This window comes from Nitrosospira briensis (assembly GCF_900115125.1).
Lineage (GTDB): Bacteria > Pseudomonadota > Gammaproteobacteria > Burkholderiales > Nitrosomonadaceae > Nitrosospira > Nitrosospira briensis_A.
On the sequence record NZ_FOVJ01000002.1, the window covers coordinates 419,766 to 432,989 of the forward strand.

Annotated in this window: 13 protein-coding genes; 4 read left to right on the plus strand and 9 right to left on the minus strand. The window is 52.7% G+C overall.

What is annotated here, in order from left to right; all coding sequences use genetic code 11:
• Positions 1 to 82: 82 nt before the first annotated feature.
• Together BMZ14_RS07240 and BMZ14_RS07245 are read right to left on the minus strand one after the other, a co-directional pair.
• A complete protein-coding gene (locus BMZ14_RS07240; RefSeq protein ID WP_074796197.1) occupies positions 83 to 1,750 on the minus strand; it encodes a DUF1302 family protein in 1,668 nt (555 codons plus the stop codon).
• Entirely contained in the window at positions 1,734 to 2,516 is a 783-nt protein-coding gene (locus tag BMZ14_RS07245; protein ID WP_074796199.1) for an ABC transporter ATP-binding protein, read from the minus strand. Before BMZ14_RS07245 ends, BMZ14_RS07240 begins: the two co-directional genes overlap by 17 nt.
• Positions 2,517 to 2,580: 64 nt before the next feature.
• On the opposite strand from BMZ14_RS07245, the gene BMZ14_RS07250 reads away from it, so the two are divergent.
• On the plus strand, positions 2,581 to 3,333 hold the full coding sequence (locus BMZ14_RS07250; protein WP_074796201.1) for an outer membrane lipoprotein-sorting protein: 753 nt from the start codon (positions 2,581 to 2,583) through the stop codon (positions 3,331 to 3,333).
• A gap of 171 nt (positions 3,334 to 3,504) precedes the next feature.
• Positions 3,505 to 4,518, plus strand: coding sequence for a fatty acid desaturase (locus BMZ14_RS07255; protein WP_074796203.1), 1,014 nt, complete (start codon positions 3,505 to 3,507; stop codon positions 4,516 to 4,518).
• An 8-nt stretch (positions 4,519 to 4,526) separates the two neighbouring features.
• Here the strand turns inward: BMZ14_RS07255 and BMZ14_RS07260 are convergent, their stop codons facing one another.
• Complete coding sequence (locus BMZ14_RS07260; RefSeq protein ID WP_074796205.1) at positions 4,527 to 5,402, minus strand: ThiF family adenylyltransferase; 876 nt, start codon at positions 5,400 to 5,402, stop codon at positions 4,527 to 4,529.
• A 173-nt stretch (positions 5,403 to 5,575) separates the two neighbouring features.
• On the opposite strand from BMZ14_RS07260, the gene BMZ14_RS07265 reads away from it, so the two are divergent.
• Both BMZ14_RS07265 and BMZ14_RS07270 read left to right on the plus strand, forming a co-directional pair.
• Positions 5,576 to 6,319, plus strand: coding sequence for a PEP-CTERM/exosortase system-associated acyltransferase (locus tag BMZ14_RS07265; RefSeq protein WP_074796207.1), 744 nt, complete (start codon positions 5,576 to 5,578; stop codon positions 6,317 to 6,319).
• Between the two features lie 248 nt (positions 6,320 to 6,567).
• The gene (locus tag BMZ14_RS07270) at positions 6,568 to 7,788 is read left to right on the plus strand and encodes an ammonium transporter (RefSeq protein ID WP_074796209.1); all 1,221 of its coding nucleotides are present in this window, start codon (positions 6,568 to 6,570) and stop codon (positions 7,786 to 7,788) included.
• A 66-nt stretch (positions 7,789 to 7,854) separates the two neighbouring features.
• Here the strand turns inward: BMZ14_RS07270 and rng are convergent, their stop codons facing one another.
• From rng to aceF, 6 genes are all read right to left on the minus strand, one after another.
• Positions 7,855 to 9,306 (minus strand): ribonuclease G, encoded by a 1,452-nt coding sequence (rng, locus tag BMZ14_RS07275; protein WP_074796211.1) that lies wholly within the window; start codon positions 9,304 to 9,306, stop codon positions 7,855 to 7,857.
• A 10-nt stretch (positions 9,307 to 9,316) separates the two neighbouring features.
• Complete coding sequence (locus tag BMZ14_RS07280) at positions 9,317 to 9,958, minus strand: Maf family protein (RefSeq protein ID WP_074796213.1); 642 nt, start codon at positions 9,956 to 9,958, stop codon at positions 9,317 to 9,319.
• Between the two features lie 95 nt (positions 9,959 to 10,053).
• On the minus strand, positions 10,054 to 10,524 hold the full coding sequence (gene rlmH, locus BMZ14_RS07285) for a 23S rRNA (pseudouridine(1915)-N(3))-methyltransferase RlmH (RefSeq protein ID WP_074796215.1): 471 nt from the start codon (positions 10,522 to 10,524) through the stop codon (positions 10,054 to 10,056).
• A 12-nt stretch (positions 10,525 to 10,536) separates the two neighbouring features.
• Complete coding sequence (rsfS, locus tag BMZ14_RS15435; protein WP_083396701.1) at positions 10,537 to 11,076, minus strand: ribosome silencing factor; 540 nt, start codon at positions 11,074 to 11,076, stop codon at positions 10,537 to 10,539.
• Complete coding sequence (gene nadD, locus BMZ14_RS07295) at positions 11,073 to 11,747, minus strand: nicotinate-nucleotide adenylyltransferase (RefSeq protein WP_074796217.1); 675 nt, start codon at positions 11,745 to 11,747, stop codon at positions 11,073 to 11,075. The genes rsfS and nadD overlap by 4 nt, the downstream gene beginning before the upstream one ends.
• A 74-nt stretch (positions 11,748 to 11,821) precedes the next feature.
• Positions 11,822 to 13,156, minus strand: coding sequence for a dihydrolipoyllysine-residue acetyltransferase (gene aceF, locus BMZ14_RS07300; RefSeq protein ID WP_074796558.1), 1,335 nt, complete (start codon positions 13,154 to 13,156; stop codon positions 11,822 to 11,824).
• Positions 13,157 to 13,224 lie beyond the last annotated feature (68 nt).

A 13,224-nucleotide genomic window follows, 5' to 3' on the forward strand; every position in this document is an offset into this window, starting at 1 on the left:
GCCAAGCAAGGCGTGCTTTACCCGCCAATACTCGCTTCCGGCGCCAAGATGTCTGTATTCCTTCCCTACGGAATCAATAGCATCAGAATGAATAGCGCAATTCGGTATAGACGCGGTCATTATTTTGGAAACGGCCAAACAAGCCGGTAGGTCCTCCCCCAAAAACGTCAGCCCCCAGCGCCCAGCGCCAGTTCCTCTCAAATTGCCAGGTCAGCCGCGGGCGGAACATCCAGTCGCTGCGGTTCAGGCTGTGGATCAGTAGTGCCTGTCCTTCGAGTTTCCGCCAGAGCTTGGCGTTGAGAAGAATGCTGGCGCCATTCTCTACCCTGTCTGAAAAATTGTCGCGGTCATACGCGAAAAAAACACGCTGAAAAAATTGAAGATTCAGGCGTGTGTCGGCCGGCAGGTTGAAGTCCAGGCCAACTGCATAATCCAGGGTATCTTGCCTGACGAGTCCATTCATTGCGGTGGGTCGTGAGACGTTAAATTTGCGCCCGTCTGTATAGACCAGCTCGCCTTTAAGCACAACCGAACCAAAATCCTTGGAAACGGTTGCACCGACCTGATCGATGTCATCATGCCGAGGCTGAAATACCAGGGGCTCGGTTGGCCCGCTGACACGGTAGAAGGTGGAAGCGGCATCCAGGCTGTGGTAGTAAAAACCCGAAATATCCCAGCCCTTTACCAGTTGCGATACCCGAAGCCCGTAATTCGAGTTTCCGACGTTGCGCCCCGACCGGTCTTCCCCCAGGAAGGAAGCGTTTGCGCGTAGCGGACCGGGGTAAAAGTCTGCGCCCGGCTTGCCGATCTCGTCAATAGTTGGCACTGGAATCCAGAGCACCTCAACATGGGTATCATTCCTTGAATATTCGGCCCGCATTGCCCACTGCGGGATACGCATTATATCGAATGACGGCAGGATGAATTCGCGCATATCCTTCGCGGATACCACGTCAGCGAAAAACAACCCTACCATCTCGCCCCATATCACGTGTTGACGGCCAAGGCGGAAATCGAAGTTTCCTGCTGAAATATCGAGATAGTTTTCCCGAATAAAGAAGTCATAGCGTTGATCCTGCCGCACTGCGGAGGGATAAAAGCCGGATAAATCATAGGCAGCGTCATAATCGAACCGGCCGCTTACTTTCCATTTTATATGCTCGTTGAATTGTCCCGTCCTCGACAATTCAGTTCGCAGTTTCGCTTTGGAAAAATGCTCCGGGCTGCTATAGTTATCCGCGATTTCCAGTTGAGAGAATCCCCTCCAGCCGGTCACCAATTTCTTCCATGCCGGCTCGGATGACGCCTCCTTTCGCGGCTGTTCATCATCCCCGAATAGGGACTCGCGCGAAACGGGTTCATCGCCGGGCTTTTTGCCAATAGCGACCGTATCTGTATCTACAGTGTCTTTGGCCATGTCTTTAGCTGCCAGAACCAAGGATGAAGATATGGATAGAGACAAAGGCAAAGAAAGGGTTTCAGCCCCATCAGCTGCCGTAATATCCATATCTTTAACGGGGGGTGCGGGAGATAAGGCTGTCTGACGAAGGGACGGCGGCGTCATGGATAAAGACAGGGACAGGAATAAAGGCTCGCCTTCCTCATTGTCGGACAGCGAATTAGACGGAGCGTAGGCCACGAGAGTCCCGGAATGAGATGTTTCAGACCCGGCAAAGCTGAGTAGCGGCGAGGCGACAACAATCAGTGCGCCAACAAAGGCGGAATATTCAAATTTACGTCTGCGTTCCATCCGTCTCACTTTGACCGGCAGCTCGATCCGGAGGATTATCCCTCTCGCGCCGCTGCTTGGCCGACAAGCTGGTCTCCTGCTCCTCCGCCTCATGCCTTACGATTTGCCCGTCCTCTATGCGTACCAGCCGGTTAGCCATTTCCATGACGCGCCGGTCATGAGTAGAAAAAATAAAGGTTGTCCTGAAGCTGCCGTTGATATCCTTCATCAATTGCAGAATGCCTTCGCCGGTTTTGTGATCGAGATTCGCGGTTGGCTCGTCAGCCAGCACGATCTTTGGTTGCGTTGCCAGCGCGCGCGCTATCGCCACTCGCTGCCGCTGCCCCCCGCTAAGCTGGTTGGGCCGGTGGCGGGCGAACCTGGAAAGACCTACGATCGCAAGATATTTTGAAACCCGGCTGCGGCGCTCCGTGACGCTCAGCTCCTTGAATTGCAGCAAAGGATACTCGACGTTCTCTGCAGCCGAAAGAACGGGAAACAAGTTAAACGTCTGGAAAATAAAACCGATAGCGCGCGCCCTGAGGTCGGACAACTCATCTGGCGTGCGTCCGCTGATATCCTGATGATCTATAAATATTTTTCCAAGAGACGGGGTATCGATACATCCGATCAGATTCAGCAAAGTCGACTTGCCACTGCCCGACGGACCCGCGATCGCCATGAAGGAGCCATCTTCAATACTCAACGAGATGTCGTTAAGTGCGCAGACTTGCTGTTCACCGAGGGTATACTCTTTGAAAACATGCTCAAGCCGTACTATGCTCATGAAAATTATCCTAAAGGGCAGATCCCAAGAGCGTCAGGGATAAGCATCCATAACAGGAGCCAAAATGCAAAAATTTTCGCAATACCTTTTTACTATGATTTGCCTGTTTGTTGCGGTGGCGTCCGCCCGATCGGACGACGCGGAATTAGCTCGAGATATATTGGAAAAATCCGACCAGATACGCTTCCCCCGGGAGAGCTTCCAGGTCGATGTCAATATCAATACCACTGCACCTGACCAGCCTGTCGACATGCACAAGTTCCGCGTCTTATCCAAAGGCAATGAAAACAGCGTGGTGATGACTACCGAGCCTGCGTCAGAGAGGGGCCAGATTCTACTGATGAAAGGACGCGATCTGTGGATATTCATGCCTAGCGTTTCGCAACCCATACGCCTATCATTGTCGCAACGGCTTACGGGTCAAGTTGCCAACGGCGACCTGGCACGTGCGAACTTTACCGGCGATTACACACCTACTATTTTACGTACCGAGGTCATCGATGGCGAGAAATACTGGGTACTGGAGCTTCTCGGCGTTGACCGAAGCGTCACGTATCATAAGGTCTTATTCTGGGTACGGCAATCTAATTTCTGGCCATACCGTGCGGAGTTCTACTCGCTATCCAACCGGCTGCTTAAAACCAGCCGCTATGAAAATTTCGAGATGACTCTAGGAAAGTTGCGTCCGACCCGCCTGGTTATGGAAGATGCGCTCCATAAGGATGAGGTGTCCGTACTGGAATATTCTGGCATGAAGTTACGAGACCTGCCAGACAAGATCTTCACTAAGGATTACTTGAAAAAACTGGAGCAGTAACGAGCCGTGGCATTACCAGAGGAGGGTTATATGCAATGTCTCGTTTATAGTGTGAAAGGTTATTTTTCCGGAACACTCGGTCCAACGAAGTCAGCAGCCGGTTTATCGGGTAATGCTTCCTTGCAGATTGAATTGTGATCCGGGGAAGGACCCTATCAGTTCCCCCAATCCATGAACCGACCAAAATCCCTTCCGCCGGCACTGCTCGGCGATAAAAATAGTTTGTCTGATCACGCGCGTGCGGAGATACTTGATCTCAACGGGGCCAGACCACAGGCATTCCTATGGCAGGCATTCGGTGCCTGGGCCGTAATTATCGCAACGATTACCCTTGCCACTCATGTCGATAGCGTCTGGATGAGTGTCCTCGCCATAATTATAGTCGCGACGAGGTTTAATATCTTTGCTCTATTGGTGCATGAGCAGGTGCATTTTCTTGGGTTACGTGGGCGCTATGGCGATTTGATCGCAGATCTGTTGGTGGCTTATCCATTATTCGGTGTCACGGTGGAAAGTTATGCAAAGGTACACCTGTCGCATCACAAATTTTACTTCACTGAAAAAGATCCGGATCATTTACGTAAGGCGGGTGTGGATTGGACCTTTCCGATGTCCCATTCACATCTTGCCAGACTTTTGATAAGTGATGTGACGGGCTTGAGTTTCATAAAACTTTTGAAAGGAAAGCGCCACGAAAACACGAATTTTTTCGGGCGCCCCCGTCCTTCCCCAAAATGGACTCGGCCCGTGTTTTATCTTCTGGTGGGCGCATTATTGACTTACACGGGTGCATGGAGCATCTTTCTGATGTACTGGGTGTTGCCCTTGCTTACTGTTTTTCCGCTTATCGTGCGACTCGGGGCGGTAAGCGAACATGTATACAATTTGCCCGGTGCCAGCGTCATCGAGTCCTCGCCACTCATTATACAAAAATGGTGGGAAAAACTTTTATTGCCCAATCTCAATTTTACATTTCACGCTTACCATCACTTCTACCCAGGGATTGCATGGATCAACTTGCCAAAAGTACATGAAATCTTTGCTCGGGAGAAGCTTCTAAGCGAGCAACATATATTTCAAGGGTATTGGGCCTACCTGAGATATTTGCAGTCTTTGGGGGATAAGTCTTCAGCGATGGCGACAACGCCCGGCCCTGCTCCCGCCCGTAATCCCCGCAATACCTAGCTCGTCGCTCATGTAAGGTCTTTTCCGGCTTTTATACGCGCGAGTTGCCTGCGAGCGATCCACAAACTGATACGCTGCAAAATATTTCGATTACCGCCCGGCCGCCAGGTTTTCACGAACCGATTGCAGTAAGCATCAAAATGATAGCCTCGTGGAGCAGAAATCGTTTTACCCCGGTCGAGCAGGATCTTTAAAACGTCGACAGCCGCGAGTCCGGCACACATTTGGCATGCTGCAATGGTTGAGGGACTTCGCCTCTCCTCGAAATTTACCCGGCTAGGATCCGCAAGATAGCCGCGCTGCAGCATCGCCGGGGAGAGCCCGAGCAGGAAGCGAATCGCCATCTCCTCCTCGTCGCATCCTTCCAGGCAAAAATACTGTTCAAAAGACATCCCCCCGGGCAGAAACACCAGCACAGCCGCCCCCATGCCCAGTGGCGCAGCAGTAACAGCAGGAATGCCCAAACGAAAGCATGCAGCAAAAACCGCGCGTCGAATGGCAATGGCAAAGAAGTCGAGTCCGTCTACATAAATATCGACATCCTTTAGAAAATCATCCAGGTTGGAAAGCGTAATACCTTCGGAAAACTGCCGAATGTTTAGCCCCGGATTGATATCCCATGCCATCTCGGCCAGCATCTGGACTTTGGGCCTGCCGAGGGACGATACCGCAGCACCTGCTTGCCTATTGAAATTTGCGAGTTCAAAAGTATCGAAATCGGCAATGTTGAACGCTCCAATTCCCAGCCTCGCCAAGGTGAGCAAATGGCCGCCACCAACACCTCCCATGCCTGCAATGGCGACCCGCTTCCGGCGCAGGATCGCCTGCTCCTTTTCCGTAACCCAGCCAATATTGCGGGAAAAGGCAACTTCGTAATCAAAAATAGCGTTCCCCTTCTAAGAACAGCATTTCTGCTTCAGATAATCGTATCCGTGGCCGTAAATATATTAAGAAATGCCTCGGATCAATCAGGCCGATACCCATCATTCGATCCCCTGGCTTATCCCTCCGAGAGATAATTCCGCCAGTTAGTCTAAAAGTACCGCAGGAAACCGCTATGTTCTTACCCGAAATTTTTAATCTTGGCAGCGCCTTCAAACAATACTTTGAAATCGTACCCGCTTACTCCAGGGAACTAAAGGATGAAGTCTATCGGGTACGGCATCAGGTTTATTGTGAAGACCTGGAATTCGAATCGGTGCAACCGGACAGGCGGGAAATCGACGAGCATGATCCGTACTCGCTACATCTGCTGATGCGCAGCGTGAAGACAAACGAATTCGTGGGCTGCACCCGCATCGTCTGCCCTCGACCCGAGAATCCGGGCTACCCCTTGCCTTTCGAAACAACCTGTGCGGCCACTCTTGACCGGTCTATCATTGATCCCGCGCTGCTGCCGCGCCATCGTATAGCTGAAGTATCCCGCCTCGCGGTCATATCCCGCTATCGCAGGCGTAAAGGCGAAGCAAATAGCGCCATTGGCATCTCGCGCGAAGATTTTGGCACTCCAAAGCAACCGCGCTTTCCATTCATTCCGATCGGCCTGTATCTTGGCACCACGGAATTGGCGCGTCTGAACGGGATCGACACCTTATTCGTGTTGACGGAACGACGCCAAGTGGCGCATTTTAGTAAACTGGGCGTCAAGCTTCAAGTGATCGGCAAGGCGGTCGAGCACCGCGGAGAACGCGTTCCTTCCGTAATGAACGTCACCAGCATTATCGACAACATGCGGAGCGTCTTCCGGTCGCTTTATCGTACCATTGCAGAGGACGTTGAAAGAGGTATTAAGCAGGAATAAAGATATTTTTGTAGAAAGTGAATCGGAAAAATACCGCTCATTGCCTTCCGGCATCGCGCCCATTGCAGCTATCCCCGTACCCGGCAATCGTCGGGTCTCGCTAACCCATAGCGGCACTCCTTTTACACCAATAAGTTGTGTGTCTTTCCGATGATGATTTATTTGATATACCCCTATTGTATTTAAGGCTATCGAGGTTCACACTCTGCGTGGGTACCCAATAACTCTAAAGATGGGGGACGAATCAAATGAACAAAAGTCTCTGCTTGATGCTGTTTGGTGTAACTAACCTGTTTCTCCTGTCTTTCGATGCCTGGGCCAGCGTCAGCGGCGTTGCTCCCGAACTGAGCGAGGCGCGGCAAGTGGCTCAGTACAATTATGTGATCCACATCCTCGCCATGTTGCTGGTAGGCTTTGGTTTCCTCATGGTATTTGTCAGAAGATACGGATTCGGCGCCACAACCGGCACATATCTGGTAGTGGCTGTTGGCCTTCCTCTCTACATGCTGCTGCGAGCGAACGGTGTCTTTGCTCACGAAATTCCCGCCAATACAGTCAAGGCGCTGCTTTTTGCCGAATTCGCCGTGGCTGCCGCATTGATTGCCATGGGTGCCGTACTTGGACGTCTGCGGGTTTTTCAATACGCGTTACTGGCGCTCTTTCTGGTTCCCGCATATCTAATGAATGAATGGCTGGTGCTGGACAACGGAATGGGCTTGACGGAAGGCTATCAGGATACTGCCGGTTCGGTCATCATCCACGCCTTCGGCGCCTATTTCGGCCTGGGGCTCTCCCTTGCGCTTACAACGGCGGCGCAGCGGGAGCAACCAATCGAATCGGACGCCACTTCCGATCGTTTTGCAATGCTGGGATCGATGGTGTTGTGGCTTTTCTGGCCGAGTTTCGCTACAGCCATCGTTCCTTTCGAAGAGATGCCGCAAACAGTGGTCAATACGGTGCTCGCACTGTGCGGAGCAACCATCAGTACTTATTTTTTGAGCACTTACTTTCACAAGGGCAAGACATCCATGGTCGATATGGCGAATGCGGCTCTGGCTGGAGGGGTCGCCATAGGGTCGACATGCAATATCGTGTCTCCGACCGGCGCGTTCGCGATTGGTCTGTTGGCCGGGGCTGTAAGCGTAATCGGGTTTGTATTTATCCAGCCGGCGCTGGAAGAACGTTTCAAGATCGTTGATACCTGCGGGGTCCACAATTTGCATGGAATGCCCGGACTGCTGGGCGCGTTGATTGCCATCCTGGTGGTTCCCGGCATAGCCGCCGCTCAATTCATCGGCATTGCCTTCAGCGTAACGTTTGCCTTCATAACCGGTCTCGTCGCGGGCAAGCTGATAAGAGCCACCGGCACAACGCATCTTGCCTATGAGGACAGCGAGGAATTCACGCATCTGGAAGGGCCGGAAGTACAGAAAATCGTACCTGTAGCGGGACTGGAACCGGAGACCTGAGCCTGAAAACCGAACGTAGTAATTGAACCTGAATCAGGTGGTTGACCGCTCGCACATCCGCATCTGCTACATCAGAATAACGTCGTATTGCTCCTGCGTATAAGTTGCCTCCACCTGAAGGCTGATGGGCTTGGCGATGAAATCCGCGAGTTGCGCGAGGCTTTGGGATTCTTCATCAAGGAATAGATCAATAACCTGTTGCGAGGCCAGAATGCGAAATTCCCGCGCGTCGAATTGACGGGACTCCCGCAATAACTCGCGCAGGATCTCATAACACATCGTCTGTGCGGTTCGCACCTTGCTGCGGCCCTGACAGGTGGGACACGTCTCGCACAGGATGTGCGCCAGGCTCTCCCGCGTCCGCTTACGCGTCATTTCCACCAGCCCGAGTGCAGTGAAACCATTCAAGGTCATGTGTGTCCGGTCTCTCATCAATGATTTCTTGAATTCCGTGAGAACGGCATTTTTGTGTTCCGTGCTCTCCATGTCGATAAAGTCGACAATGATTATGCCGCCCAGATTTCGCAGACGCAACTGGCGGGCTATGACCTGAGCCGCTTCGAGATTGGTTTTGAAAATGGTATCGTCAAAGCTGCGTATCCCGATGAATCCGCCCGTATTGACATCGATGGTAGTAAGCGCCTCGGTCTGATCAATTATCAGATATCCGCCGGATTTCAGGTTCACCCGTCTCGCCAGGGATTTTTCGATTTCGTCTTCCACTCCATAAAGATCGAATAATGGCCGCTCTCCGGCGTAATGATCTATTCGGCCCATCACATTGGCCATATACACTTGAGCAAATGCAAGCATCTTCTGATAGGTCTCGCGAGAATCCACGAGAATACGCGTTGTTTCGTCGTTTATGAAATCTCGCAGCACTCGATAGCTAAGGTTCAGGTCCTGATACAGCAGCCCAGGCTGAGATGTGGAGAATTTTTCTCTGATGTCGTACCACAGCTTGTGCAGATATTCGATATCCGCTTGCAAATCCTGCTCGCTCGCGGCTTCGGCCATGGTACGGATGATGAAGCCGCCTTTTTCATCAGGCGGCAGCAGATGCGTCAGTTTTTCGCGCAACAACTTTCGCTCGGTCTCATCCTCGATACGCTGGGAAATACCGATATGAGATACCTGGGGAAGATAAACCAGCAGCCTGCCTGCGATACTCACTTGAGTAGACAGTCGCGCTCCCTTCGCGCCAATGGAATCCTTGATAACCTGAACGAGGATATTTTTTCCTTCGTGCAGCAATCTCTCGATGGGCTTGCCCGCATCCTCACCCTGGCGTAACCGCCAAATGTCGGCAAGATGCAGGAACGCAGCACGATCCAGGCCGATGTCCACGAAGGCCGACTGCATTCCCGGCAGCACGCGCGTAACGCGGCCATTGTACAGGTTGCCGACAATGCCGCAACTGCTGGTGCGCTCGATATGAAGCTCTTGCACCGCGCCTTGCTCGACTACGGCAACGCGTGTTTCCTGCGGGGTGATGTTGACGAGAATCTCGCTGTTCATAAAAGATCTGTTAAGAATTGTTACAAGGCCGGTGAAATATTTTTATTCCGGACTCTTCCAGCATTTGCGCCGTTTCGAATAAGGGCAGCCCCATTACGCCGCTATAGCTGCCCGAAATCTCCGCAATGAAAACTGCCGCCATCCCCTGAATCGCATAAGCTCCCGCCTTGTCCTGCGATTCGCCATAAGCGAGGTAGTTACAAATCTCCTGTTCGCTGATGTTGCGGAATCGCACCGAGGACCTGGATAGGGACACCCGCATCCCGTTTTGTGCAGACATCGCCACTGCAGTGAATACCTGGTGGGTCTCGCCGGAAAGTGCGCGCAGCATCTCTTTCGCGTGCTCTGAATTTTCGGGTTTACCGAAAATACGCCCTCCCAACACAACTATAGTGTCGGCTGCCAATACGGGAAGGTCGGGCAGTCTGCGCTCTGCAAGCCGGGCGCGCCCAATCTCGGCTTTTCCTTGCGCAATGCGTTGTGCGTAGTCCGGCGGCGCCTCATCCGGCAAGGAGGCTTCATCCATATCCGCCACCCTGGGTACAGCTTCGCGCAGCAACAACGTTCCGAAATTCACGCCGATCTGCTTCAATAAATCCCGCCGGCGCGGGCTGCGGGACGCAAGGTAAATGCGATTTTCAGTTGGAGTCATGTGTGTGCCAGGAGCTTTTTTTTATATGCATGCGCTCACAATCGATGTAAAGCCGTCATTCATATGCCGGGAGGGCTATTGCCTTGCGCTCGCCGTTATGCCCGGTGATAGGGATGGCCCTTGATAAGTGACACGGCGCGGTATAGTTGTTCCGCAAGCAGTATTCGCGCTAAACCATGCGGAAGTGTCAAAGCGGATAACGCCAGTATCTCGTCAGCCGAATTCTTGATATTGGCGTCCAGTCCATCTGCTCCCCCGATGACGAAAACGGTATCACCTCCGTCCTTCATCCATCCGGTAATGGAATCAGCGAACTTGGCGGTAGTCCATTGTTTACCGTGCTCGTCCATCGCCACCAGACGGCACCGTGCCGGCAACACGGTCCTGATACGGATGCTTTCTGCTGCCAGCAACTGTTCCGGTTTTTTACCGGTACCGCGTTTTTCGGGTTTTATTTCAAGCAGTTCAATCGTAGCCGCACGGGGCATCCGCTTCACATATTCCTGAAAACCGGTTGCAACCCACTCCGGCATTTTGTGCCCGACCGCGCAAACGATGAATTTCATGCGTTAAGCTGTTCAAGCCTCGTCCGGTCCGGACCTGCCAATTTTATTTTTCCTGACCGTGGAGGCCGTCCGAGCGGAAGCCCTGCGGCGTCTGACAGCAGGTGGCTCGGCAGGTGGCTCGACGGGCGACTCAACTTGTGGTTCACCAGGCTGCTCCCGGGGTTGCTGAGCAGGTGCTTTTGCGCCAGTCTCGATCGTCTTTGCCACCGCAGACATTTTTTTTATATTCTTTGCCTCCGCCCACAATTCCTCAAGATTGTAATGCGCGCGTACAGCGGTCTGCATGACATGGACCAGCACATCGCCCAGATCCACCAGTATCCATTCGCCGGTTTGCTCACCTTCAATACCGTAAACGGCGCCTCCAGCAGCTTTGACCTTCTCCGCGACGTTGTTCGCGATCGCTCTTGTCTGGCGGGTAGACTCCCCACTGGCGATAATCATGCGATCGAATAATGTTGTTATTTTTCGCACATCCAGCACTTCGACGTCGCGTGCCTTGATTTCTTCCAATGCGGCAACTATCGTTTTGACCAGCTTGGCAAGCGTCATCCTTTTTCCGAATATAGGTAATTTGCTGCAATATAGTCGAGTATGGCGTCGGGAGTCAGATAACGAATGCTCTGCCTGGCGGCAACCCGTACACGAATAACAGTCGCCGAAATATCCAGCAAAGTCGTTGGAGCGATAAAAATCAATCCACTGGAGGCCTGTTTGAGGCTATTCCCATCCGAAACCCAGCGAGACGCGCATTCCTCTTTTAACTCACGCGGCAGGGCATCGCGATAGGTTGCCAACGCATGACCTGGACGGGCCGCAATGATGAAGTGGGATAGCTTGAAAAGTTCACGCCAACTGTGCCATTCGGCTAGTTTCATGAAAGCGTCTGCTCCTGTAATGAAGCATAGTATGACGTCGTCTCCCAGTTCCTGTTTGAGTTCACGCAACGATTCCACCGTATAACTTATCCCGTCGCGCTGGACTTCGCGCTCATCCAGAATAAATCCGGAGTTGCCTTGAATCGCTAAACGAATCATCGCTACCCGGTGCTGTAGCGATGCCATGGGAGCGCGGCGCAAACGAGGACGAGCGGCGGGAATAAAACGCATTTCCCGCAAACCAGTCATTTCGGCAATTTCTTCAGCTACCCGCAAATGACCATAGTGAACAGGATCGAAGGTGCCGCCAAAAATACCAATAAGGGAGAGTTCGGGGCTATGCATCGTCTGACCAAGGCCACACTCGTCTGTGGCGGAAAATTTTACGTGTCCTCATATTCATTGCAAAGAGCTTTTTTTTACAACAATACCCGGCGCAGGTCGCCCAGCACCTCTACCAAGTGAGACGTGAAGCGAGCCGCGGTTGCGCCGTCGATCACGCGATGATCATAGGACAGGGATAAGGGCAGCATCAGACGGGGAACAAATTGCCCATCTCGGTAGACAGGCTTCATGCTGGCGCGGGAGACGCCCAGAATGGCCACTTCAGGCGCATTGATGATAGGGGTAAACGCAGTACCGCCGATGCCCCCCAGGCTGGATATCGTAAAGCTTGCTCCTTGCATGTCGGCAGGTTTCAACTTGCCCTCGCGGGCAAGTGCGGCAAAATGAGCCATCTCGCTGGCGATTGCAATCACGCCTTTTTGATCGACGTTGCGAATGACGGGCACCACCAATCCATGTGGCGTATCCGCTGCAAAACCGAGGTGGTAGTAGTTCTTGACCACCAGATTCATTTCTTCGCCATCGCGGTCGAGAGAAGCATTGAATTCGGGAAACTTTTTTAACGCTGATATCGATGCTCGCATCAGAAACGCGAGTATCGTGACTTTCACGCCTTCTTCTTTTGCCACCTCGTTGGACTCCTTGCGCAAGGCTTCCAGTTCGGTAATATCAGCCTCATCGAATTGGGTCACATGCGGAATCATTACCCAGTTACGATGCAAATTCGCCCCGGATATCTTTTTGATGCGCGATAGCGGTTTTATTTCGACTGGACCGAATTTCGCGAAATCGACCTGGGGCCAAGGCAGCAAATTGAGTTCCGGCCCATTGCCGCGCGGCCGGGATAACTCGGCTTTGACGTAGGCCTGTATGTCTTCCTTGAGTATGCGTTGCTTCGGACCGCTGCCCTTCACCAGGCCCAGATTCACACCCAGTTCACGCGCGAATCGCCTCGCTGAAGGGCTTGCGTGAGCCTTTGCGAAAGTCGCCTCATCTATTGGAGGAGGGACGTATGCGCCCCCGCCGGCGGGCTGTGCGGAGGGTTTTGGTTGGGGAACGGGCTGCGGGGCCGATTGCGGGGCTGGTGGCGGGGCTGGTTGGGGGTTCGGCCTGGGAGTCGGGGCCGGAACCGGCGCTGACTGAGAGTCAGGCGCGCTTTTATCCGTTTCAGAAACTTCCATCGACAAAACCGGCGTGCCTTCGGAAACCTTATCGCCCACTTGCACAGATACGTTTTTGACGACCCCTGCAAAGGGAGAAGGCACTTCTATTGTTGCCTTATCCGATTCCAGCACGATTACCGGATCTTCCATCTCGATAGAATCGCCAGGTTTCACCAGTACTTCTATCACGGGAACGTCTGTAAAATCGCCAATATCGGGAATCAATACCTGTTTAGTCTCTGCCACGCCTCTTCCTTCACTCGTTTTTACATGATCCCCTGCGAAAACGGAATACCGCATTGGCTTCGTTCTCG

Excerpts from the sequence above, each read along its gene's own strand:
- BMZ14_RS07240 (WP_074796197.1), bottom strand. The coding sequence starts at position 1,750 with ATGGAACGCAGACGTAAATTTGAATATTCCGCCTTTGTTGGCGCACTG.
- BMZ14_RS07245 (WP_074796199.1), bottom strand. The coding sequence starts at position 2,516 with ATGAGCATAGTACGGCTTGAGCATGTTTTCAAAGAGTATACCCTCGGT.
- BMZ14_RS07250 (WP_074796201.1), top strand. The coding sequence starts at position 2,581 with ATGCAAAAATTTTCGCAATACCTTTTTACTATGATTTGCCTGTTTGTT.
- BMZ14_RS07255 (WP_074796203.1), top strand. The coding sequence starts at position 3,505 with ATGAACCGACCAAAATCCCTTCCGCCGGCACTGCTCGGCGATAAAAAT.
- BMZ14_RS07265 (WP_074796207.1), top strand. The coding sequence starts at position 5,576 with ATGTTCTTACCCGAAATTTTTAATCTTGGCAGCGCCTTCAAACAATAC.
- BMZ14_RS07270 (WP_074796209.1), top strand. The coding sequence starts at position 6,568 with ATGAACAAAAGTCTCTGCTTGATGCTGTTTGGTGTAACTAACCTGTTT.
- rng (WP_074796211.1), bottom strand. The coding sequence starts at position 9,306 with ATGAACAGCGAGATTCTCGTCAACATCACCCCGCAGGAAACACGCGTT.
- BMZ14_RS07280 (WP_074796213.1), bottom strand. The coding sequence starts at position 9,958 with ATGACTCCAACTGAAAATCGCATTTACCTTGCGTCCCGCAGCCCGCGC.
- rlmH (WP_074796215.1), bottom strand. The coding sequence starts at position 10,524 with ATGAAATTCATCGTTTGCGCGGTCGGGCACAAAATGCCGGAGTGGGTT.
- rsfS (WP_083396701.1), bottom strand. The coding sequence starts at position 11,076 with ATGACGCTTGCCAAGCTGGTCAAAACGATAGTTGCCGCATTGGAAGAA.
- nadD (WP_074796217.1), bottom strand. The coding sequence starts at position 11,747 with ATGCATAGCCCCGAACTCTCCCTTATTGGTATTTTTGGCGGCACCTTC.